This window comes from Micromonospora jinlongensis (assembly GCF_013410645.1).
Taxonomy (GTDB): Bacteria; Actinomycetota; Actinomycetes; order Mycobacteriales; family Micromonosporaceae; genus Micromonospora; species Micromonospora zamorensis.
The window spans coordinates 5,248,738-5,268,517 of the sequence record NZ_JACCHK010000001.1 but is presented as its reverse complement, the minus strand read 5'-3'; the positions used below and the strand labels follow the sequence as shown (position 1 = coordinate 5,268,517).

21 protein-coding genes are annotated in these 19,780 nt (G+C 72.6%); 4 read left to right on the top strand and 17 right to left on the bottom strand.

Annotation, left to right across the window (positions count from 1 at the left end):
• Positions 1 to 79: 79 nt before the first annotated feature.
• A complete protein-coding gene (locus tag HNR22_RS23710) occupies positions 80 to 1,939 on the top strand; it encodes a DUF6311 domain-containing protein (protein ID WP_179782184.1) in 1,860 nt (619 codons plus the stop codon).
• 170 nt (positions 1,940 to 2,109) lie between these two features.
• Here HNR22_RS23710 and HNR22_RS23705 read toward each other — a convergent pair whose 3' ends face one another.
• The 13 genes from HNR22_RS23705 to HNR22_RS23645 form a co-directional block, all read right to left on the bottom strand.
• On the bottom strand, positions 2,110 to 3,441 hold the full coding sequence (locus HNR22_RS23705) for an FAD-dependent oxidoreductase (protein WP_179782183.1): 1,332 nt from the start codon (positions 3,439 to 3,441) through the stop codon (positions 2,110 to 2,112).
• Positions 3,442 to 3,543: 102 nt separating this feature from the next.
• On the bottom strand, positions 3,544 to 4,104 hold the full coding sequence (locus tag HNR22_RS23700) for an LPXTG cell wall anchor domain-containing protein (protein WP_425488112.1): 561 nt from the start codon (positions 4,102 to 4,104) through the stop codon (positions 3,544 to 3,546).
• 46 nt (positions 4,105 to 4,150) lie between these two features.
• A complete protein-coding gene (locus HNR22_RS23695; RefSeq protein ID WP_179782181.1) occupies positions 4,151 to 5,593 on the bottom strand; it encodes a DUF58 domain-containing protein in 1,443 nt (480 codons plus the stop codon).
• Positions 5,593 to 6,600 (bottom strand): AAA family ATPase, encoded by a 1,008-nt coding sequence (locus HNR22_RS23690; RefSeq protein ID WP_179782180.1) that lies wholly within the window; start codon positions 6,598 to 6,600, stop codon positions 5,593 to 5,595. The genes HNR22_RS23695 and HNR22_RS23690 overlap by 1 nt, the downstream gene beginning before the upstream one ends.
• The gene (locus HNR22_RS23685; protein WP_179782179.1) at positions 6,600 to 7,184 is read right to left on the bottom strand and encodes a hypothetical protein; all 585 of its coding nucleotides are present in this window, start codon (positions 7,182 to 7,184) and stop codon (positions 6,600 to 6,602) included. Before HNR22_RS23685 ends, HNR22_RS23690 begins: the two co-directional genes overlap by 1 nt.
• Positions 7,177 to 7,965, bottom strand: coding sequence for a DUF4129 domain-containing protein (locus HNR22_RS23680; protein WP_179782178.1), 789 nt, complete (start codon positions 7,963 to 7,965; stop codon positions 7,177 to 7,179). Before HNR22_RS23680 ends, HNR22_RS23685 begins: the two co-directional genes overlap by 8 nt.
• A gap of 21 nt (positions 7,966 to 7,986) precedes the next feature.
• Positions 7,987 to 8,727: a uracil-DNA glycosylase gene (locus HNR22_RS23675; protein WP_281374190.1), complete on the bottom strand. Its 741-nt coding sequence runs from the start codon at positions 8,725 to 8,727 to the stop codon at positions 7,987 to 7,989.
• Positions 8,720 to 9,406 carry a dienelactone hydrolase family protein gene (locus tag HNR22_RS23670; protein WP_179782177.1) on the bottom strand — a complete coding sequence of 229 codons (687 nt, stop codon included), beginning with the start codon at positions 9,404 to 9,406 and terminating at the stop codon, positions 8,720 to 8,722. Before HNR22_RS23670 ends, HNR22_RS23675 begins: the two co-directional genes overlap by 8 nt.
• A gap of 199 nt (positions 9,407 to 9,605) precedes the next feature.
• Positions 9,606 to 10,334 (bottom strand): LppU/SCO3897 family protein, encoded by a 729-nt coding sequence (locus HNR22_RS23665; RefSeq protein ID WP_343059939.1) that lies wholly within the window; start codon positions 10,332 to 10,334, stop codon positions 9,606 to 9,608.
• Positions 10,335 to 10,464: 130 nt separating this feature from the next.
• Positions 10,465 to 11,472 (bottom strand): HAAS signaling domain-containing protein, encoded by a 1,008-nt coding sequence (locus HNR22_RS23660; RefSeq protein WP_179782176.1) that lies wholly within the window; start codon positions 11,470 to 11,472, stop codon positions 10,465 to 10,467.
• Complete coding sequence (locus HNR22_RS23655) at positions 11,469 to 11,801, bottom strand: PadR family transcriptional regulator (RefSeq protein ID WP_179782175.1); 333 nt, start codon at positions 11,799 to 11,801, stop codon at positions 11,469 to 11,471. The genes HNR22_RS23660 and HNR22_RS23655 overlap by 4 nt, the downstream gene beginning before the upstream one ends.
• A gap of 166 nt (positions 11,802 to 11,967) precedes the next feature.
• On the bottom strand, positions 11,968 to 12,900 hold the full coding sequence (locus HNR22_RS23650) for a Ppx/GppA phosphatase family protein (protein WP_179783695.1): 933 nt from the start codon (positions 12,898 to 12,900) through the stop codon (positions 11,968 to 11,970).
• Positions 12,901 to 12,922: 22 nt separating this feature from the next.
• A complete protein-coding gene (locus tag HNR22_RS23645) occupies positions 12,923 to 13,963 on the bottom strand; it encodes an ArsR/SmtB family transcription factor (protein WP_179782174.1) in 1,041 nt (346 codons plus the stop codon).
• A 110-nt stretch (positions 13,964 to 14,073) separates the two neighbouring features.
• Here HNR22_RS23645 and HNR22_RS23640 point away from each other — a divergent pair, with 110 nt between their 5' ends.
• Complete coding sequence (locus tag HNR22_RS23640) at positions 14,074 to 14,952, top strand: CE1 family esterase (RefSeq protein ID WP_343059938.1); 879 nt, start codon at positions 14,074 to 14,076, stop codon at positions 14,950 to 14,952.
• Position 14,953: 1 nt separating this feature from the next.
• Here HNR22_RS23640 and HNR22_RS23635 read toward each other — a convergent pair whose 3' ends face one another.
• From HNR22_RS23635 to eno, 4 genes are read right to left on the bottom strand one after another with little or no spacing between them, the layout of a single operon-like run.
• Positions 14,954 to 15,490: an amino-acid N-acetyltransferase gene (locus tag HNR22_RS23635; RefSeq protein ID WP_179782173.1), complete on the bottom strand. Its 537-nt coding sequence runs from the start codon at positions 15,488 to 15,490 to the stop codon at positions 14,954 to 14,956.
• Positions 15,487 to 16,044: a DUF501 domain-containing protein gene (locus HNR22_RS23630; protein ID WP_179782172.1), complete on the bottom strand. Its 558-nt coding sequence runs from the start codon at positions 16,042 to 16,044 to the stop codon at positions 15,487 to 15,489. Before HNR22_RS23630 ends, HNR22_RS23635 begins: the two co-directional genes overlap by 4 nt.
• 28 nt (positions 16,045 to 16,072) lie before the next feature.
• On the bottom strand, positions 16,073 to 16,711 hold the full coding sequence (locus HNR22_RS23625) for an FtsB family cell division protein (protein ID WP_179782171.1): 639 nt from the start codon (positions 16,709 to 16,711) through the stop codon (positions 16,073 to 16,075).
• Between the two features lie 32 nt (positions 16,712 to 16,743).
• Complete coding sequence (eno, locus tag HNR22_RS23620) at positions 16,744 to 18,027, bottom strand: phosphopyruvate hydratase (RefSeq protein ID WP_088946234.1); 1,284 nt, start codon at positions 18,025 to 18,027, stop codon at positions 16,744 to 16,746.
• A gap of 213 nt (positions 18,028 to 18,240) precedes the next feature.
• Between eno and HNR22_RS23615 the strand changes: the two genes are divergently transcribed.
• Complete coding sequence (locus HNR22_RS23615) at positions 18,241 to 18,933, top strand: hypothetical protein (RefSeq protein ID WP_179782170.1); 693 nt, start codon at positions 18,241 to 18,243, stop codon at positions 18,931 to 18,933.
• Entirely contained in the window at positions 18,930 to 19,769 is an 840-nt protein-coding gene (gene nudC / locus HNR22_RS23610; RefSeq protein ID WP_179782169.1) for an NAD(+) diphosphatase, read from the top strand. The genes HNR22_RS23615 and nudC overlap by 4 nt, the downstream gene beginning before the upstream one ends.
• The last annotated feature ends 11 nt before the right edge of the window (positions 19,770 to 19,780 follow it).

Sequence of the window (19,780 nt, the reverse complement as noted above, 5' to 3'; positions counted from 1 at the left end):
CGCACGATGCAATGTCACCGTAGCGGGTCTGCGGCGACCCGACGTACCCCGTGGGGCCGGTCACATTAGGGTCGATGCCGTGAGCAGCGCAGCCCCCACGGCCCCCGACGCCGCCCCTGAGCAGGCCTTCCGCCTCGCCGATCAGGTCAACCGCCGGCCGCAGGCCGTTCGGCTCCTGGCCGCCGTCCGTCGGCACCGGCTGGATCTGCTGGCCGCTCTGGTCTGCGCGGTGCTGGCTGGCTGGGTCACCCACGGGTTGTGGCCCGACCCGGCTGGCCGCACGCTCGCCCTCAATCCGGAGGACCAGGCCCTCTACGAGTGGTTCCTGGCCGTCGACGCCCGCGCGCTGCTCGGCGACTTCGGCCTGCTCACCGACCGACTCAACGCCCCCGACGGCGTCAACCTGATGACCAACACCTCGGTGATCGCGCTCGGCATCGTCTTCGCGCCGGTCACCCTGCTGCTGGGCGCGCCGGTCACCTTCGCGCTGCTCGCCGCCGCCAACCTCGCCGGTACCGCCTTCGCCTGGTACCTGCTGTTCCACCGGACGCTGCGAGCCCGCCGGCTCGCCGCCGCGCTCGGCGGAGGGCTCTGCGGGTTCGGCCCGGGCATGATCTCGCAGACCAACAGCCACCTGCACATGACCGCCCAGTGGCTGGTGCCGGTGATCGTCTGGCTGGTGGCCCGACTGCTGCGGGCATCCGACCCGGGGCCAACGACTCTTGACGGGGCCGGTCGCGGCCGGTCGCCCGGGCCCGATCGCCGGCGGATGCTCACCTCGGCGGCGGGACTGGCCGCCGCGGTCACCGCGCAGGTCTTCATCGGCGAGGAGGTGCTCTTCCTCGCCGCCGTCGTGCTGCTGGTGATGGCGATCAGCTACGCCGTGGCGGACCGGGAGCTGGCCCGGCGGGCACTGCCCGGCTTCGCCGGTGGGCTGGCGGTCGCCGCCGGGCTCGCCCTGCTGGTGCTCGGCTACCCGCTGTGGTTCCAGTTCGCCGGCCCGCAGGGGGTCGCCGACGGAATGTTCACGCCGGCCTACTTCTCCGCCGACCTGAGCAGCTGGTGGACGATCTCCCCCCTGTCGGTGGCCGGCAGCGACCAGTCCGCCCGGCTGACCACCGGCCCGGCCGAGTACAACACCTTCCTCGGCTGGCCCCTGCTGCTGGTCTCCGCGGTCTGCGCGATCTGGGTCGGGCGACGTCGACTGGTCCTCGCCTGCGTCGTGGCGGGCCTCGTGATGGGTGCGCTCTCGCTCGGCCCGGAGGTGGTGCTCGGCGGCACCAGGACAGCGCTGCCCGGCCCGTACGCCCTGATCGGCGGGCTGCCGGTGGTGGACGGCGCGTTGCCGATGCGGTTCGCGCTGGCGTTGCTGCCGATCATCGCGACGCTTCTGGTGCTGGCGGTCGACCGGGCTCTGCGCAGCACCGGACGGGCACGGCGGCTCGTGCCCCTGGCCGTCGGCGCGGCACTGCTGCCGATCTTCCCGACCCCGCTGCCGACCGCCGAACGACCCGCCGTGCCGGAATTCGTCAGCGGCGGCCACTGGCGGCAGTGCGTACGCCCCGGCGGGGTGCTCGTCCCGGTGCCGTTGCCCACGCCCAAGGAGCCCTGGCCGATGCGCTGGGCAACCACCGCCGACGCCGCCTTCGGTCTGCCGGAAGGGTTCTTCATCGGCCCGTACGGGCGGGGTGGCACCGCGGCGATGGGCACCTTCAAACAGCCCACCTCGGCGCTGCTGGCGGACGTCGCCCGGCGCGGTGACCAACCGGCCATCGGCGACGAGCAGCGCCGTCAGGCCGCACGGGACGCGGAGTTCTGGGGTGCCTCCTGCATCGCGCTGGCCGACGACGCCCCGCACGCCGAGAGTCTGCGCACGACCCTGGAGCAGCTCTACGGCCCCGCCACCCGGATCGCCGACGCCTGGATCTGGCGCGTCTGACGCCCCCCGTGCGAGCCTGCCCCCCGGGTCGATCATGCAGTTGTGGTGGGTGACAAAGCGCCCGGCGTGGAACCACCGGCACCACAACTCCGTGATCGGCGGGGTGGGGACCTTGCCGGCGCAGAAAAGGGCCCCTCCCGACCGGGAGGGGCCCTTTCGCAGACCTGAGATCAGACGCGCGGCGCGCCGACCGGCTGGGACGCCTCGACGAACTCCTCGCGCGGGTCGTGCAGCTGCCCGAGGGCGACCACCTCACGCTTGAGGACGAACGCCAGCGTCCAGTCCACCACCACCCGGACCTTGCGGTTGAACGACGGGATCCGGCTCATGTGGTACGTCCGGTGCATGACCCACGCCGGCCAGCCGGTCATCTTGATGCCGTACACCTGGGCGACGCCCTTGTGCAGGCCGAGGCTCGCGACGCTGCCGACGTGCTTGTGCTTGTAGTTGACCGGCTCACGGCCCCGGATCACGGCCGTGATGTTGTCGGCCATCCGGGCGGCCTGGCGCACCGCGTGCTGGGCGCTCGGCGAGCAGAAGTTACCCGGCTCCTTGGTGAGGTCCGGCACGGCGGCGCAGTCTCCGGCGCTCCACGCGCCCTCGACCACCTGGTCGCCGTCGACCACCTGGAGAGTGGGCAGGCAGGTGATCCGCCGACGGTCGTCGCGCGGAAAGTCGGTCGCGTCCAGCATCGGCGACGGCTTCACGCCGGCCGTCCACACGATCGTGTCGGACCGGAAGCTGTCACCGTCGGAGAGCTTGACCACCCCGTCGACGCAGGACTCGAGCCGGGTGTCCAGCCGGATGTCCATGTTCCGCTTCATCAACTGCTGGACGGTGTAGGCGCCCATGTCCCGGTCGACCTCGGGCAGCACCCGCTGGGTGGCCTCGACCAGCACCCAGCGAACCTCGTCCTGCTTGAGCTCCGGGTAGTAGCGCAGGGCGTCGCGAGCCATGTCCTCCATCTCGGCGAGCGCCTCGATGCCGGCGTACCCACCGCCCACGAAGGTGAAGGTCAGCGCCGCACGACGGACGTCCGGATCGGGCGTGGCCGCAGCCACGTCGAGCCGGTCCAGTACGTGGTTGCGCAGGTAGATCGCCTCGCCGATGGTCTTGAACCCGATGCCCTGCTCGTGCAGGCCGGGGATCGGCAGAGTGCGGGAGACCGAACCCGGCGCCACGATCACGTGGTCGTAGGTGATCTCCCGGGCCGGGCCGCTGATCGGCTGCACGGTGGCCACCTTGCGGCCGTGCTCGATCCGCGTGACAGTGCCGGCCACCATCTTGCAGCGACGCAACTCCCGCCGCAGGGGCACAACGGAGTGCCGCGGGGAGATGTTGCCCGCCGCCGCCTCGGGCAGGAACGGCTGGTAGGTCATGTGCGGCTGGGGATCCACCACCATGACCTCAGCCTCACGGGAGCTGAGCTTCTTCGACAGGCGCAGCGCCGCGTACAGACCGACGTGCCCGGCACCCACCACAAGGATCCGCTTCGGATTCACGTTGTCTATCTTTCCCCGGCCGGCTCAGGTAATCCCGCTCGCGGCCCCCATCTGTGACGGAGCACAACCCGTGTGACCTGCGTAACCCTCAGGTCGCAGCGGTCACCGTCGTCGCAGGAGCCAGCCCAGCAACGCTGCCGTACCCACCGCCAGCAGCAGACCCAGCACCGTGACCCACTGGTATCCGGCTTCCCCACCGGTGTCCGCGGCCTGCAACAACAGCACCCCCAGCACTGCGGTGCCCAGCAGGACGGCCGCCGACCGCAACAACCACCGGGTGACCATCTCGGGGTCCACCACCGCGTCGTAGGGCAACAGCGCGGCCAGCGCGCAGAGGGTGTGCGCCAGATAGAGCAGGGCCGCGAGGGCGAGAAGACGCCAGAGGGCGACCGGGCGGCCGTACCCGTCGGTGGCGAGCAACCATCCACCAACCGTGACCAACGCCGTGAACGTCGCCCAGACCCGGCGCGGGCCGAAAGCCGGCAACAGGGCGGCGACAGTCAGGAACAGGATCGGTCGACCGGACAGCACCTCAGCGGGGAAGGCGAGGGCGAACCCGGCAAGCACTGTGACGAAGATCCCGGCCCGAACCAGCAGCGGAGCGGCGCTGATCCGGCTGACCGCATTCTGAAAGGACCGGACCCGCCCGGCGACAACGTCGATCATCTGCGCCTCCGCTCGTTCGCGACAGCGGGGCTCGCAAGCTCACTCACCGGCCACCCACCCTCGGGGCCGTCGCCAGCCGCGCCACGTCCCGCAGCACCTGGTCCAGGCTGCCGGCGCCGGCCCAGCGCACCACCGGGACACCGTGCTCCCGGAGCTGCCCGATCATGATCTCCCGGTCCAGACGCCACAGCCGGTACGCCACCTCGGCCCAGCCCCGGTCCTTCGGTGACGGCAGGTCGGTCGGCAACGTGTCGACCGCCACCACGAACCGGCCGGCCCGAGTGAGCCGGGCGAGCATCTGCGCCGACCGTTCGTCCAGCAGCGGGGTGAGCACCACCACCAACGCGTCCGAGGAGAGCAGTTGCGGGCCGAACACCTGGTCGTACGGCTCATGGGAGGACGACGTCACGCGTACGTCGAGCAGCCACTCCAGGACGGTCAGGTACTGCCGTCGCCCCGCCGCCGGTCGCAGCCGACGGGCCGACGGGCCGTACTCCAGAAGGGAGACCCGGTCGCCACGGTGCAGGTAGTGCTCGGCGATCGCGGCAGTGGCCCGGACGGTGGTGTCCAGCACCGAGGCGGCGCCGTCCACCCCACCGGAACGGCCGGCCTCGGCGAGCACGTCGAGCAGCACCACCACCTCCGCGTCACGGTCGGAGAGGGTGGCCGCCACGTGCAACTGCCGGGCCCGCAACGACACCCGCCAGTCGATACGGCGCAACCGGTCCCCGGGAGCGAAGATGCGTACGCCGGCCAGCTCGCCGCCCTCACCGGGCCGCCGCGAGTGGTGCGCCCCGACGAGGCCGGCGGCGCGGGGCATCGCCTCCACCGCCTCGAACGGTTCGGTACGCGGGTACACCCGCACGCGGACCGGCTCGATGATCACCGCGCGGGAGACCAGCAGCCCGCCCGCCGTCGCGACCCGGGCACCGGCCGGGCCGACCGGGTGCCGGCCCCACCGCAGGGCACGGCCGACCAGTTCGAGGTCCACCGCCGACCCGGTGGGCACCGACGTCACGAACGGCCGATCGGCGGCGGAACGGCTCGCGCCACTGGCCGGATCCTGGCCGCCGGTCGGCGTCGTGGCCGCGGGTGGCACGTCGGCGGCGGCCCCGTCCCGGGCGAAACCGGCCCGGAAGATCCGCAGCCACGGCGACACGCGGGTACGCAGCACGACCAGGTCGTAGTCGACCGTGTCCGGGTTGCCGACGCTCACCGCCGCCGTCACGTCACCGCCCTCGACCAGCGGTCCGTCGTCGCCCGGGGTGATCCACACCTGCGGCAGCGCCGTGGGGCGTCGGCGCAGCGCGTACGCGGTGCCCAGCGCGAACGGGGCAGCCAGCACGATCAGGTCGACCCGCCCCAGCAGCACCCCCGCCACCAGCAGCAGGCCGGCGAGCAGCACCGCCCGGCCGAGCGCCGGGGTGGGTGCCCAGCCGGCAGCCGGTTCCGGCTCGGTGGATCTCGGCACGGTCGGTTCGGTCATCAGTGCCGGGGCCCGCCGGCGGCGTAGCTGGGCAGGGCGCCGCTGGCCGGGGCGGGAGTCGCTTCCAGCACCTCGCCGACCACGAACGCCGGGTCGACCCGGCGCAACCACATCTCCGGGCGCAGCGTGATCCGGTGGGCCAGGGCGGGTGCCGCGACCTCCTTGACGTCCTCCGGCACCACGTAGTCGCGTCCACCGAACACCGCGCGCACCCGGGCCAGCAGCAGCAGCGCCAACGATCCGCGAGGCGAGGCACCGACCAGCACCGACGGGTGCTCCCGGGTCGCCGCGGTGAGGGACACGATGTACCGGCCGATGGAGTCCTCCACCACCACGTCCTCCAGGGCCGCCTGCATGGCCCGCAGCGTTGCCGCGTCGACGACCGCCTTGATGTCCGCCTCCTCGCGGCGACGGCTCATCCGACGGCGCAGCACCTCCCACTCCTCTTCGTGCTGCGGGTAGCCGAAGGAGACCCGCAGCAGGAACCGGTCGAGCTGGGCCTCAGGCAGCGGGTACGTGCCCTCGTACTCGATCGGGTTGGCCGTGGCCAGCACGTGGAACGGTTCGTCCAGCTTGTAGGTCACACCCTCCACCGAGACCTGCTTCTCCTGCATCGCCTCCAGCAGCGCGGACTGCGTCTTCGGCGGCGTCCGGTTGATCTCGTCGGCGAGGAGCAGGTTGGTGAAGACCGGGCCGGCCCGGAAGGTGAAGTCCCCGTTGCGCTGGTCGTACAGGAACGAGCCGGTGACGTCGGCGGGCAGCAGGTCGGGGGTGAACTGCAACCGGCGGAAGTCCAACCCGAGCGCCTGGGCGAACGAGCGCGCGGTCAACGTCTTGCCCAGCCCCGGCAGGTCCTCCAGGAGGACGTGCCCGCCCGCGAGGATGCCGGCGAGGACCAGCTCCAACGCGTCCCGCTTACCGACCACGACGGTGCCGACCGCGTCCAGGACCGCCCGAGCCAGATGGCCGACCTCGGCAGGGGCAATGGTCCGGTCCACGTCGTTCATCAGATCTTCTCCAGTTCGGCGACGATCACCGCGAGGTCGCGCGGCGACGGGGTGCGGCGAGGCGGGGTCTCCAGGAACGTCCACAACCGGTCGCCCAGCAGGGCGCGGGCGCGGGCCGGATCCGACTCGCGGGTGACGCCGTGCTTCAGGCGCATCCGCTCGTCGGCCAGTTCACCGATGCGGGGCAGGACCACCCCGCTGAAACGTTCGGGCCGGGTGTTGGACCAGTCCAACGGCCATTCCCAGCGGTTGATCGCGCTGCGCAGCGCGTCCCGGGCAGCCCAGTTGTAACTGCCGTCCTCCTCACCCGACACGGTTCGGGAACCAGCCGGCGGCGGCGGTGGCGGCGCGAGCAGGGCGGTGACCCGGCGGACGGCCAGCACGGCCAGCACCCCGGCGATCAGCACGGGCAGCGAGACCTGGAGGCCGACCGCGCGCAGGCCGACGAGCAGCACCGCGACCACCGCGGCGGCCCACGCGAGCGAGCGCAGCACCGGGCGGACGCGGGAACCGCGCGCCTGCGGGCCCGCCGGCGCCGCCTCCTCCTCGAACGCGAGCAGGTCGTCGATGCTGGTGCTACTCATGCGTCACCACCGCGGTGAGTTCGCCGCGCAGTCGGCGCAGCGCGGCGCGGGCCTGGTCGCGGGTGCGTTCGTCGACCGGGCGGGTCGCGTACCGGGCCTCCCGGTAGACGTGCGCGAACTCGTTCAGCACATCGGTGCTGACGATCGCCGGCACGCCGGCCTCCGGGTCACCGCGCAGGAGCCGGCTGACCAGGTCGGTGGGGGTGTCCCCGGCGAGCCGTGGCACACCGGCCGCGGCGGCGGCCTCCTCCAGGCGTACCCAGCAGGCGATCACCGCCACCCGGGGGTCGGTGTCCCGGTCGTCGAGTTCCACCAGGCCGGCGTCGAGGGCCGCGACCACCTCCCGGGCGGTGCCCTCGGCGCTACGCCGGGCCCGCTGCGTCGGCAGCGTCCGGGTGGTGCGGCGCAGCGCACCCCGGATCAGAATCCAGGTCAGGTAACCGAGGGCGGCGAGGATGGCCAGCCCGAGCAGGACCATCGCCACGGTGGCGATCCACTGCGGTATGTGCGCCTGGGTGGCCTCACCGGCGTCGCGCGGCTCGACCGGAATGGACGGCGACGGCTCGACGGTCGGGTACTCGGGCACCCAGGGGACGTTGTCCGCGGCAGGCGGGATCCGGCTGGCCCCGATCGACGAGTGGGCGGACGCCAGCGCCGCACCGGCGAGCAACGCGGCGACCGCGCCGACCGGCCACCACCGGCGAAGCAACCCGAGGGCCGGGCGCAACACCCCCGGCTCGGCGGCAGGGGACGGCGTGGGCGGGCGTGTTCCGTCTGTCATCGCCACCGCCCCACGCGTGTCTCAGTCCACCCCGGCCAGCTGTTTAGCCTGGCCGAAGACGTCGTCCAGCATCTCTGGTGTCAGCCGCCCGGTGAAGGTGTTCTGCTGGCTGACGTGGTAGCAACCCAACAGGTCCGGAGCGTCCGTGTCGGACCAGTGTGCCCCATGACCGAACGCCGGTCGCGGGCTGGGCGGGCGCAGCCCGTACACCTGACGGAGCACCGGCCACCACGCGGCCCAGGCGAACGCGCCGAGCGCGACCACGACGCGCAGCGTGGGCCGGATCAGCGTGACCTCCCGGTGCAGCCAGGGTGCGCAGGTGTCCCGCTCCTGCGGCGTCGGCTTGTTGTCCGGAGGCGCACATCGGACGGCCGAGAAGATCCGGATGTCCCGCAGGGCGAGCCCGTCGTCGGCGGCGACGCTGGTCGGTTGGTTGGCCAGCCCGGCTCGGTGCAGCGCGGCGAACAGCACGTCGCCGGACCGGTCACCGGTGAAGATCCGGCCGGTGCGGTTGCCGCCGTGCGCGGCGGGAGCCAGCCCGAGGATGGCGATCCGCGCGTCGCCGGTGCCGAAACCCGGCACCGGCCGGCCCCAGTATTCCTGGTCGCGGAAGGCGGCCCGGCGGGTGCGGGCCACCTCCTCCCGCCACCGGACGAGCCGGGGGCAGGCAAAACAGTCGCTGACGCCCGCGTCGAGGTCCGCCAGGTCGGCCGCCCGCGCTGCGCGGGCGACCACCTCCTCCGGGGTACGCGACTCAGCCAAGCTTGGCCCGGAAGAGTTCCAGGGTGCGGGCCCAGGCGCTGGACGCGGCGCGCTGGTCGAACGCCTCCGGCCGGTCGTCGTTGAAGAAGGCGTGCGAGGTGCCCGGGTAGTCGTAGAGGTGACAGTCACCGCCGGCCTCCTCGATGGCCCGACGGGCGGTCTGTACGCCCTCGGCGGCCGAGGTGCCGTCCTCTTCGGAGCAGTGGATGACCGCGGCCTTGCCGGCGTAGTCGGCCCAGTCGGGGCGCATCGACTCCCACGGCAGCACGGGATAGAAGCCGGCGGTCGCGACGATCCGCTCGGAGATGGTGGCTGACCAGAGGGCGAGGCTGCCACCGGCGCAGAAGCCCACGGCACCGACCTTACCGGTCACCTCCGGACGCTCCGCGAGATAGTCGGCCGCACCGGCGATGTCCTTGGCCGCCTCGTCCATCCGCATCGCCATCAGCAGCCGCTGCGCCTCGTCCGGCTCGCTGGTCGTCTCACCGTGGTAGAAGTCGGGCGCGAGGGCGACGAAACCAGCCTCGGCGAACCGGTCCGCCACCGACCGGATGTGCGGGACGAGGCCCCACCACTCCTGGATGACGATGACGGCGGGGCTGGCCATGCCGCTGGCGGGTATCGCGAGATACCCCTCGCTCATGCCCCCGTTGCTGCGGTAGCTCACCATTTCGCCCATGGGCCGTCCTCCTAGCGGTCAGTCATCGTTGGCTGGTCGCCCAGTGGTCCTACGTGCCGGTAGCCTGCCACGCCACGCGGCCCTCCGGAAGACGCCGGAACAGTGGCATTCACCTCCTGTTCGCCGGCCGGTGACTGCGGGTACGCCGACGGCGGCGGGGTCTGCTCCCGCCGCCGTCGATGCTGGCCTGGCGCGCCGGTCAGGCCTTCTTGGTCAGACAGAGCACGTAGCCCGACTTGCCCGGCTCGATGCTGGAGAAGATGTAGCCCTCTTCGTCATTCTGGAAGAACGAGTCGCAGGCGGTGCCGGCCTTGGCCTGCGCCTCGCTCTGGTCGTTCACCCGACCGACCACGGTGTACGCCGCGTCGGTCGAGGTGCACTCGACGACCTTGGCGCCGTCGGCCTTCTCCTGCTTGGTCCCCGTGATCTCCGGCAGCTCGGCGATGCAGTCGCCGGCCTTGGCGTCGGCGGTCGCGTCCTTGTTGAAGTAGCCGCCGATCGCCGAGGCGACGCCGAACTTCAGGCCGGCGACGACGACGATCGCGAGGATCGCGCCGACGATGCCCAGAGCCTTCCTCGTACCGGACTTCTTCGTCTCCGGCTCGGCCGTCGCCGTGGCGGTCGCGGGCGGCACGGCCGCATCCGACGTGGCCGCCTGCGGGTCGGCCGCACTCGACGTGGCCGCCTGCGGGTCCGTCGTATTCGGCGTGGCAGCCTGCGGGTCGGCGGCACCCGACGTGGCCGCCTGCGGGTCCGCCGCCTCCGGCTTGGCGGCCTGTGGATCGGCCGTTCCCGGCTTCGCCGCCAGCGGCTCGGTTGCATCCGACGTGGCCGCCTGCGGCTGGGCCGGCGTCGGCTGCGGCGTCTCGACGGCCGGCTGGGGTGCTGCGGCGTCGGGCGCGGAGGGCGGTGCGACCTGGTCTGACACGGGGGGTCCTTCCGAGGGGTTGATGAGCAGACGACACCGTAACGATCATTGATTTACGGTGCCGTCCCGCTCGCCTCGTCCGTTCAGTTATTTCCCAGCTTCGGCAGCATGATCCAGTTCACACTGCGACTCAGCTCGTCGGAGTCGGAGTCGGTGCGTCGCTCGGCGTCACGGTGCCGCCGGCCGTGGGCTGGCCGATGGGCGTCGGCGTCGGCGTCCCGGTCGGGCCGGGTGTGCTGCTCGGGTCCGGCGTGGTGGTGGGCGGCGCGGGGGCAAGGGGCGCGCCCGGCGCCCGGGGCCCGAACGGCGCCTGCTCCGGGCAGTACGGGTAAGGCCGCAGCAGCGGGTTGCCGTACTCGTCGATGCGGCCACCGCAGTCCGGGTAGCCCAGCCGGATCGGATTGCCGTTCTGGTCGAAGAGCCGGGCGTTCTCCACCAGCCGGCCCTCACTGTCGTAGACGAATACGTCCCGGATCTGGCCGTACTGGCTGTCGACCGAGGTCTGGTCGTAGTAGTAGTCGTTGTCGCGCCAGCTCTCGGCGTCGACCAGCCCGGCGAGCGCGAAGACCACCAGCACCGCGCCGCTCACCTGAACCGCCGAACGCGGCCAACGGGTCAGCCGGGCGGACTGGCGGCCGATCCAGATGGAGGCGAGCACGAAGCCGACCAGCATGATCAGGCCGGCGAGCAACTCTCCGCCGACCCTCGGCAGCAGCCCGGAGTTGCCGCCGCTGGTGACCACGGTGACCAGCATCGCCGCCAGGTAGCCGCGCAGCACCCACCAGCCCGGGCGCAACAACCGGAGGAAGTCGCTCGCCGTCTCGTACCCCAGGGGTGGGCCCAGCCGGGTGTCGATCACGCGCAGGCGGCTGCGGACCCGGGCCAGCGCGGCGGCGACCCGCTGGTCGAGATTCCGCCCACCGCCCGCGGCGGCGCCGGCTGCGGCGCGCAGCTCGGCAGCGTACGTCTCGGGCTCGCCCAGTCGCTCGACGAGAGTGCCTTCGGCTTCGGCGGCGACCTCGGTGAGGTGGTCGGCGAGATCCTCGGTCAGCTCGTCGCGTTGGGTGGGTGGCAGGTCGGCCAGAGCGGCCCGGACCCGCGCCACGTAGTCGGTGATCTCCTGCTCCGTGACGGTCATGCCGCCATCCCCCGATCGTCGAGCAGACTGTCCATGGTGGTGGCGAACGAGCGCCAGAGCTTGCCGGAGCGGGTCAACTGGTCACGCCCCGCGGCGTTGAGTGAGTAGTACTTGCGGTGCGGCCCGGATTCGCTCGGCACGACGTACGTGGTGAGCAGGCCGGCGGCGAAGAGGCGGCGCAGCGTCCCGTAGACCGAGGCGTCGCCGACCTCCTCCAGGCCGGCTTCGCGCAACCGGCGCAGAATGTCGTAACCGTAGCCGTCCTCCTGTCGGAGCACGGCCAGGACGGCCAGATCGAGCACGCCCTTCAGCAACTGTGTGGTGTCCACGCATTGCAGACTAGTGCGCATTGCGCAGTAGCGTCAACGATTCCGCCCCGACACGCAGGCGAGGTGCGAAGGACGTGGTCCTACCGAGACTTGATCGACTCGACTTTCTGGAAATCGGGGCATCCGCTCTGCTGGGACACCACGACTTTTCAGGAAAGCGAGTCGATCAAGTGGCCAGGCTCCAGGCGATGCCGTCGAGGATGTCGTGCTCGGAGGCGACCACCGACGGCATCCCGGCCCGCTCCATGATCACCCGAAGCACCAGTGCGCCGGCGCCGATCACGTCGGCCCGGCCCGGGTGCATCACCGGGTTCGCCAACCGCTGCTCACGGGTCTGACTCAGCAGGTCCGCGGTCACCTGGGCGACCGCCTCGTACGACACCCGGGCGTGGTGGATGCGCTCCGGGTCGTACTCCCGCAGGCCCTGAGCGAGGGCGACCACGGTGGTGACCGACCCGGCGAGACCGACCAGGGTTGCCGCCTCGCGGCCCGGCACCACGGCGAGCGCCCGGTCGACGGCGGCCGCGACGTCGGCCTGCGCGGCGGTGACCTGCCCAGGTGTCGGCGGGTCACCGGGCAGGTGCCGCTCGGTCATCCGGACGCAGCCGATGTCCACCGAGATGGCCGCGCGCACGCCGGCGGCCCGGTCACCGACCACGAACTCGGTGGAGCCTCCGCCGATGTCGACGACCAGGAACGGCGCCTTCGCGTCGGCCGGGAGCCCGCGCACCGCGCCGGTGAACGACAGCCGGGCCTCCTCGTCGCCGGTGACCACCTCGGGCGCGACACCGAGGGTGCGCTGCACCATCTCGGTGAAGTCGGCGGCGTTGGCGGCGTCGCGGGAGGCCGAGGTGGCACACATGCGGACCCGCTCGGCGCCCAGCTTCTCGATGTCGGCGGCGTACGACGCGAGCGCCACCCGGGTCCGTTCGATCGCCTCCGGTGCCAGCCGACCGGTGCGGTCCACACCCTGGCCGAGCCGGACGATCTCCATCCGGCGGGTCAGGTCGACCAGCGGCGCCTGCGGCCCGGCCGACTCCCCGGGCAGGTCGGCGACCAGCAGTCGGATCGAGTTGGTCCCGCAGTCGATGGCCGCCACACGCGTCGTCACGGCAGCAACCTTACGGCAGGGCGGGCGGCCACCCGGCTTCCTGGGCGGGCGACGGACCCGCCTTGGACGAGTCGCCCGGCAGGCCCCGCAGCAGGTTCGCGCCGAGCGCCGTCAGGTGGTGTCGGACGGCCCCGCCCTCCCGCTCGCTGGCCACCAGGCCGGTGGCCCGCAGCGCGGTGGCGTGCTCCGAGGCGGAGGAGAGGCTGATCCCGACGGCCCGGGACAGCACTGTGGTGGTCATCCCACCCGCGGTCGCGAGTTCGCGCAGGACCAGCGCCCGGGTGGCGCCGAGCAAACGGCCGAGTGGATCGCCCTCGGCGGTGGCCGCGCGCGGAGGCATCAGCGCCGGGTAGACGAGCAGGATCGGGCGATCCGGCTCGACCAGCACCCGGGGCCGGGGTCCGGCCAGCGGGGAGGGCAGCAGGATGAGCCCGTGGCCGGTGCCGGGCAGATCCCCGTCCCACCACGTCCGCACCTCCAGCACCGGCTCCCGCCACCGGATCGCCGGGTGCAGGCCCGCGAAGAGGCTGGCCAGGCCGTGCTGCGCCAGCCGTTGACTGGCGCAGGTCACCTGCTGGCGGTACGCGGACACCAGATCGGACCAGTGCGGCGCGAGGACGGCGTCGAACCAGGTGCGGACGGCCCCGCCGAACAGGTCCAGCATCTCCGGGTCGGCCGCGGCGAACCGCCGCCGCAGCGGGGTGGCGGTGACGTCCGCGTACGCCGCGCCGACCTCGGCGCGTACCCGTCGTGCCGGGGTCGCCTGGATCGCCTCCAGACCGGCGGCGACCGACTCCACCCCGGCGAAGGGGGTGACGAAGTCCGGCAGGCGCCCCCGTGCCGGCAGCAGGTGCCGCAGGATCGCGGTGGCGGCCTGGGCGGCTCCCGTGCTCTCCAGCGCCGCCGCCCGCTCGGCCAGCGTCGGGGCCATCGCCGCCACCGTCGGATCCCGCAGCCACTGGCCGGCCAGCAGTGCGGTGCCGACCGGGTGCAGTCGGTCACCGAACCGCACCCGGCAGAGATCCGCCGGCCCGAGATGGAGGCGAAGCATGGGAAACAGCCTGCCGTCCTTCGCCCAGGACCGAAAGGGTTGATCCACGATCCGACCGCCTCCAGGGTGGACGGCGAGGTCGACGGGGGGTGGCCGGCGTGCGGCGGACGGTGGCAGTGTTGACGGGGCTCTGCCTCATCGTCGTGGCCGCGGCTTGTGGTGAGCGGGGGCAACCTCCGTCGGCCCCGACCGCCGCACCCTCCGCGTCGACCGAACGCCCGGCGGCGGGCGACCACGAGCTCACCCTGACGCACAACGGGGTCGAGCGCGCCTACCTGCTGCACGCACCGCCCGGCTATGACCCGGGCAGGCCGTCCGCGCTGGTCATCGCGCTGCACTTCTATCCCGGGACGGGCTCTGCGATGCGGGAGCTGGCGGGCCTGGACGCCAGGGCCGACAAGGACAACGTGCTGGTCGCGTACCCCGACGGGGTGGGCGGAGGCTTCAACGCGCTGGTCTGCTGCGGCAGCCAGGACGACGTCGGGTTCCTCACCGCTCTCACCGGCCACCTGGTGCAGACCTGGCATGCGGACCCGAACCAGGTCTTCCTCACCGGCATCTCCAACGGCGGCGACATGAGCTTCCGGGCGGCGGTGGAGAGCACCGGCACGTACGCCGCGATCGGGGTGGTCAGCGGCGGCTACAGCGGGAAGCTGACCACGACCGACAGCTACGTGCCGAAGAGCCCGGTCTCCGTGATCACCTTCATCGGCGGCCAGGACCGGTACGCGTCGACCTTCCAGACCGGCATGCAGACCTGGCAGCAGCGGCTCTCCTGCCGGCCGAGCCCGAAGGCGTCCGGGGTGCCGGGTGTGACGCACACGGTGGCGAGCTGCGCGGACGGCAGCGAGGTCAGTGTCTACACCCTGCCCGAGATGGGCCACAGTTGGCCGGGGGCGACAGCCGGTCAGCTCGCCGCGTCCTCCGCCGGGCTGTCGGCCACCGACCTGATGTGGGAGTTCTTCGCGACGCACCCCCGCAAGGCCTGACCTACAGGCGCAGCAGCATCCGGGTGTTGCCCAGCGTGTTCGGCTTCACGCGCTCCAGGTCCAGGAACTGCGCGACACCCTCGTCGTACGAGCGCAGCAACTGCTCGTACACCTGGCGGGGCACCGGTGCGCCGTCGATCTCCTGGAAGCCGAACGCGCCGAAGAACCGCGTCTCGAAGGTGAGCGCGAAGATCCGGGCCACGCCCAGCTCCCGGGCCGCGTCGATCAGCTCCCCCACCAGCCGGTGCCCGATCCGCTGCCCCCGGTAGGACGGGTCCACCGCGACCGTGCGGATCTCGGCCAGGTCCTCCCACATCACGTGCAGCGCGCCGCAGCCCACCACGACGCCGTCGTCGGCGCGGACCGCCACCCGGAACTCCTGCACATCCTCGTAGAGGGTGACGGTGGCCTTGCTCAGCAGCCGACGGTCGTCGGTGTAGGTGTCCACCAGCCGCCGGATGCCCCGTACGTCCCCGGTGCGGGCCCGCCGCACCACGATCTGACTCTCGGGCGCCGAGGACCCGGCCGGCGCGCTCATTCGCCCGCCGGGACGTCCACGCACGGACCGGCCGACCACCACGGCTCAACCAGCGCCAACGTCTCGTCGCCGAACGGGTTCACGCCCGGGCCGGCGCCCAGGGCGTGCCCCAGGTGCACGTGCAGGCACTTCACCCGGCCCGGCATCCCGCCGGCCGAGATGCCGGCGATCTCCGGCACCTCACCGACCGCCTCGCGGCGCGCGAGGTAGTCCTCGTGCGCGGCACGGTAGTGCGCGGCCAGCTCCGGGTCCGTCGTCAGCCGGGCCGCCATCTCCTTCATCAGCCCCGCCGACTCCAGCCGGCTGCACGCCGCGGTGGCCCGGGGGCAGGTCAGGTAGAAAAGCGTCGGAAACGGGGTGCCGTCGGCGAGGCGGGGGGTCGTCTCCACCACGTCCGGGAGGCCGCACGGGCATCGGTGGGCGACCGCCCGGGTGCCCCGGGGCGTCCGGCCGAGCTGCGCGGCCACCGCGGCCAGGTCGGCCTCCGTGGCCGGCTCCCGTTGCGGCAGAGGTACGGAATCCGCCGCCGGCTCCGACGGTGGTACGACAGTCACTGTCTCTCCTGGTGCGTTGATCGGTGGATCACTTGCCCGGCTGCTGGCTGTCGGCTGCCTGCACGCTCGACCAGAGCGTGTCGTACCAGGTCGACGGCCCCGCCGGGGCGGCGGAACCGGCCGACTTCCCGGCGTCCCGGGCGGCGCCCTCCGGGTCGTGCAGCACCACCATCATCTTCTCGCCCGGCTCGCCCATGAAGAACCGCTCCCGAGCCTGCGTCTTGATGTACGCCGGGTCGTTCCAGTTGGCGGCCTCGGCCTCGAGCTTGGCGATCTCCGCCGCCTGCACCGCCTGGGCCGCCTCCATCCGCTCGATGTCGGCCTGCTGGTCCAGGTAGACCCGGACCGGGTACGTGTAGGCCAGCGCGAGCGCGATCAGGACCGCGAACAGCACTGTGGCCCGGCCGGTGAAGCGACGGGGGTGGGGCGCGGCGAGCCGCTTCACACCGGCGCCGGCGGCGGTACGCCGAGCGGCGGCCGGACGATTCGCCGAGCGAACGCCCTCGGCACCCCGGGCAGCACCCGGCGCCCGACCAGCGGCGCGGGGGTCGGCGCGTACGCCGGCCTCCCGGACCGATCCCCGCGTGGCGCGCCCGCCACCCGGCCGACCGGACTGACCCGGCCGGCGGGCGGGACGCTGACCACCCGGTGTGCGGCGCTGCTGCATCGTCACACCCCTCCCCCGAGGCTTCGCGCGTCTCAGGCCGAACGGTAGCGCGGGAACGCGCCGGCGCCGGCGTAGCGCGCCGCGTCGGCCAGCTCCTCCTCGATCCGGAGCAGCTGGTTGTACTTCGCGACGCGGTCCGAGCGGGCCGGCGCGCCGGTCTTGATCTGGCCGCAGCCGGTGGCCACCGCCAGGTCGGCGATGGTGGTGTCCTCGGTCTCGCCGGAACGGTGGCTCATCATGCACTTGAAGCCGGCCCGGTGGGCCAGGTCCACCGCGTCCAGCGTCTCGGTCAGCGAGCCGATCTGGTTGACCTTGACCAGGACCGCGTTCGCCGACTTCTCCGCGATGCCGCGGGCGATGCGCTGCGGGTTGGTCACGAACAGGTCGTCGCCGACGATCTGCACCCGGTCGCCGATCGAGGCGGTCAGCGTCTGCCAGCCGCTCCAGTCGTCCTCGGCCAGCGGGTCCTCGATCGACACGATCGGGTAGTCACCGGCCAGCTTGGTGTAGTAGTTGCTCATCTCCTCGGCGGACTTCGCGGAACCCTCGAAGGTGTAGGTGCCGTTGTCGAAGAACTCCGTGGCCGCCACGTCGAGCGCGAACACGATGTCGGTGCCCAGCCGGTAACCGGCCTTCTCGACCGCCTCGGCGATCAGGTCCAGGGCCGCCGCGTTGGTCGGCAGGTTCGGGGCGAAGCCACCCTCGTCGCCGAGCCCGGTGGACAGGCCCTTCTTCTTCAGCACCGACTTGAGGGCGTGGTAGACCTCCGCGCCGGAGCGCAGCGCCTCACGGAAGGTGGGGGCGCCGATCGGGGCGACCATGAATTCCTGGATGTCGACGTTCGAGTCGGCGTGCGCGCCACCGTTGAGGATGTTCATCATCGGCACCGGCAGGAGGTGCGCGTTCGGGCCGCCCAGGTAGCGGAAGAGGCTCAGCTCGGCGCTGCCGGCGGCGGCCTTCGCCACCGCGAGGGAAACCCCGAGGATGGCGTTCGCGCCCAGCTCCGACTTGCTGTCGGTGCCGTCGATGTCGAGCATCTTCTGGTCGATGAGCCGCTGCTCGCTGGCCTCGTACCCGATGATCTGGTCGACGATCTTGTCCTCGACGTTGGAGACCGCCTTCTCCACGCCCTTGCCCTGGTAGCGGTCGGCGTCACCGTCGCGCAGCTCGATCGCCTCGAAGGCGCCGGTGGAGGCGCCGGAGGGCACGGCAGCGCGGGCCACCGTGCCGTCGTCCAGGCCGACCTCGACCTCGACCGTCGGGTTGCCCCGCGAGTCGAGAATCTCCCGGGCGACGATTCCCTCGATGGTTGCCACTGAGTCGCTCCTCGTTGTTGTGATCCGGTCCGTGGGTGGGCCGCGACGGTGCGGCTGAGGCAGGTGTTGAACGCAGCGTATCGGGCGGCGCGAACGGGCACGGCGTCGCCCGCGCACCCGAGTCGGCCCGCACTGACGGACATTCCCGGATTTCCGGGCGTCAACCGGCAACGGGTTTGCGCTGCGCGGACCGGATCCACCAGGCTGGTCGCCATGCCCGCCGCCTCGACCACCCTCCGCATGCTCGCCGTGTCGGTCATCGCGTCGCTCACGGTCACCGGCTGTCAGACATTCGAGGACGCTGGCGTCGCCATGGGTCGCTCGGAACTCGTCAACGACCTCGCCGCCCGCCTCGACCGCGCGCTGGAGTTGACCTACTCGGCCGACTACCAGTTGCCCGGCGGCCAGAGCGCCGCGATCGTGCAGGCGCAGGACCCGGCCCGCTCCGCGTACACCTACCCCGGAGGGCGACTCACCGTCACCCCCGAGGCCGTCACCCGGTGTACGACGACCGGCGCCCGCCCGCAGTGCACGCTTGTCGCCCCGCCCACCCCGGGCAGCAAACCCACAGTGACCCTCTTCGGTGAGGCCAACCAGCAGGGCCTGGTCACGCCGCCGGTGGTGATCGGGCTGCTGAGCGCCGCCGCGCTCGACCCGCAGGCGGTCATCAAGCAGAGCGACACCACCGTCGCCGGGCACCACGCCGCCTGCGTCGAGGTGCAGAGCTCGTCCAGCGACTTCACCGCCTGCGTGACCACCGAGGGTGTGCTGGGCAGCTTCACCGGGCCGGTCGACGGCAAGCCGATGGAGCTGGCGCTGAGCCGCTACTCCGCGACCGTGGACAAGGACGCGTTCGACCCGCCGGCCGGTGCCGGTGTCGTGGACCGCCGCCCCGGCGGATCGTGACCGTTCCGACGGCCGGGTTCCTGCCCGGTGCCGATCGGGCTCGACCGCCCGCCGCCGGTGACCTGGCCCTGCCGGTGACCGGCTCGAAGCTGCTGACCAGCGTCGACGGCCGACCACTGCGCGTTGCCGACCTGCCCGCCGACACCGACTGGGTGCCGCTGGGCACCCTCGACGGAGTGCCCGCCTGGGCCACCGACCTCACCACCACCGATGCCCTCCCCGGCCGGGCGCGCGGCTGGGCGTCGCTCGCCGCCGACGTGCCGGAGCCGCACGCCACGCTCGCCGGCCGGGCGTTGGCGGTGGTGACGTGGCGGCGTACCCACCGGTGGTGCGGCGCCTGCCGAGCGGAGCTGGCCGACCTGCCCGGCGAGACGGCCCGCCGGTGCCCCGACTGCGGCCTGTACGTGCCGATGCAGCTCTCCGCAGCGGTCCTGGTGGCGATCACCCGGCCCGGCCCGGCCGGTCACGCCGACGAGCTGCTGCTGGTCCGGCACGCCACCGGGCCGACCGGGCTGTGGGCACTGGTGGCCGGCTTCGTCGAGGCCGGCGAGACGCTGGAGACGGCGGTGCACCGGGAGGTCGGCGAGGAGGTCGGGTTGCCGGTCGACCGGCTGGCGTACTTCGGCAGCCAGCCCTGGGCGATCTCCGGCCCCGGCGTGCTGCTCGCCGGCTTCACCGCCCGTGCCGCCGACCCGCAGGCCGAGCCGGTGGTCGACGGGCGGGAGCTGACCCAGGCTCAGTGGTTCGGCGTGGATGCGCTGCCGGCGCAACTGCCGCCCGCGTACTCCATCTCGCGCTGGCTGATCGACGCGACGGTGAGCGCCGCGCGACGGTGACCGGTGCAGGC

Bases quoted from the DNA above. Each gene is read 5' to 3' on its own strand.
- HNR22_RS23635 (WP_179782173.1), bottom strand. From the start codon at position 15,490: ATGAGCGCGCCGGCCGGGTCCTCGGCGCCCGAGAGTCAGATCGTGGTG.
- HNR22_RS23690 (WP_179782180.1), bottom strand. From the start codon at position 6,600: ATGAACGACGTGGACCGGACCATTGCCCCTGCCGAGGTCGGCCATCTG.
- HNR22_RS23660 (WP_179782176.1), bottom strand. From the start codon at position 11,472: ATGACCGTCACGGAGCAGGAGATCACCGACTACGTGGCGCGGGTCCGG.
- HNR22_RS23670 (WP_179782177.1), bottom strand. From the start codon at position 9,406: ATGGGCGAAATGGTGAGCTACCGCAGCAACGGGGGCATGAGCGAGGGG.
- HNR22_RS23695 (WP_179782181.1), bottom strand. From the start codon at position 5,593: ATGACCGAACCGACCGTGCCGAGATCCACCGAGCCGGAACCGGCTGCC.
- HNR22_RS23680 (WP_179782178.1), bottom strand. From the start codon at position 7,965: ATGACAGACGGAACACGCCCGCCCACGCCGTCCCCTGCCGCCGAGCCG.
- HNR22_RS23625 (WP_179782171.1), bottom strand. From the start codon at position 16,711: ATGCAGCAGCGCCGCACACCGGGTGGTCAGCGTCCCGCCCGCCGGCCG.
- HNR22_RS23615 (WP_179782170.1), top strand. From the start codon at position 18,241: ATGCCCGCCGCCTCGACCACCCTCCGCATGCTCGCCGTGTCGGTCATC.
- HNR22_RS23685 (WP_179782179.1), bottom strand. From the start codon at position 7,184: ATGAGTAGCACCAGCATCGACGACCTGCTCGCGTTCGAGGAGGAGGCG.
- HNR22_RS23645 (WP_179782174.1), bottom strand. From the start codon at position 13,963: ATGCTTCGCCTCCATCTCGGGCCGGCGGATCTCTGCCGGGTGCGGTTC.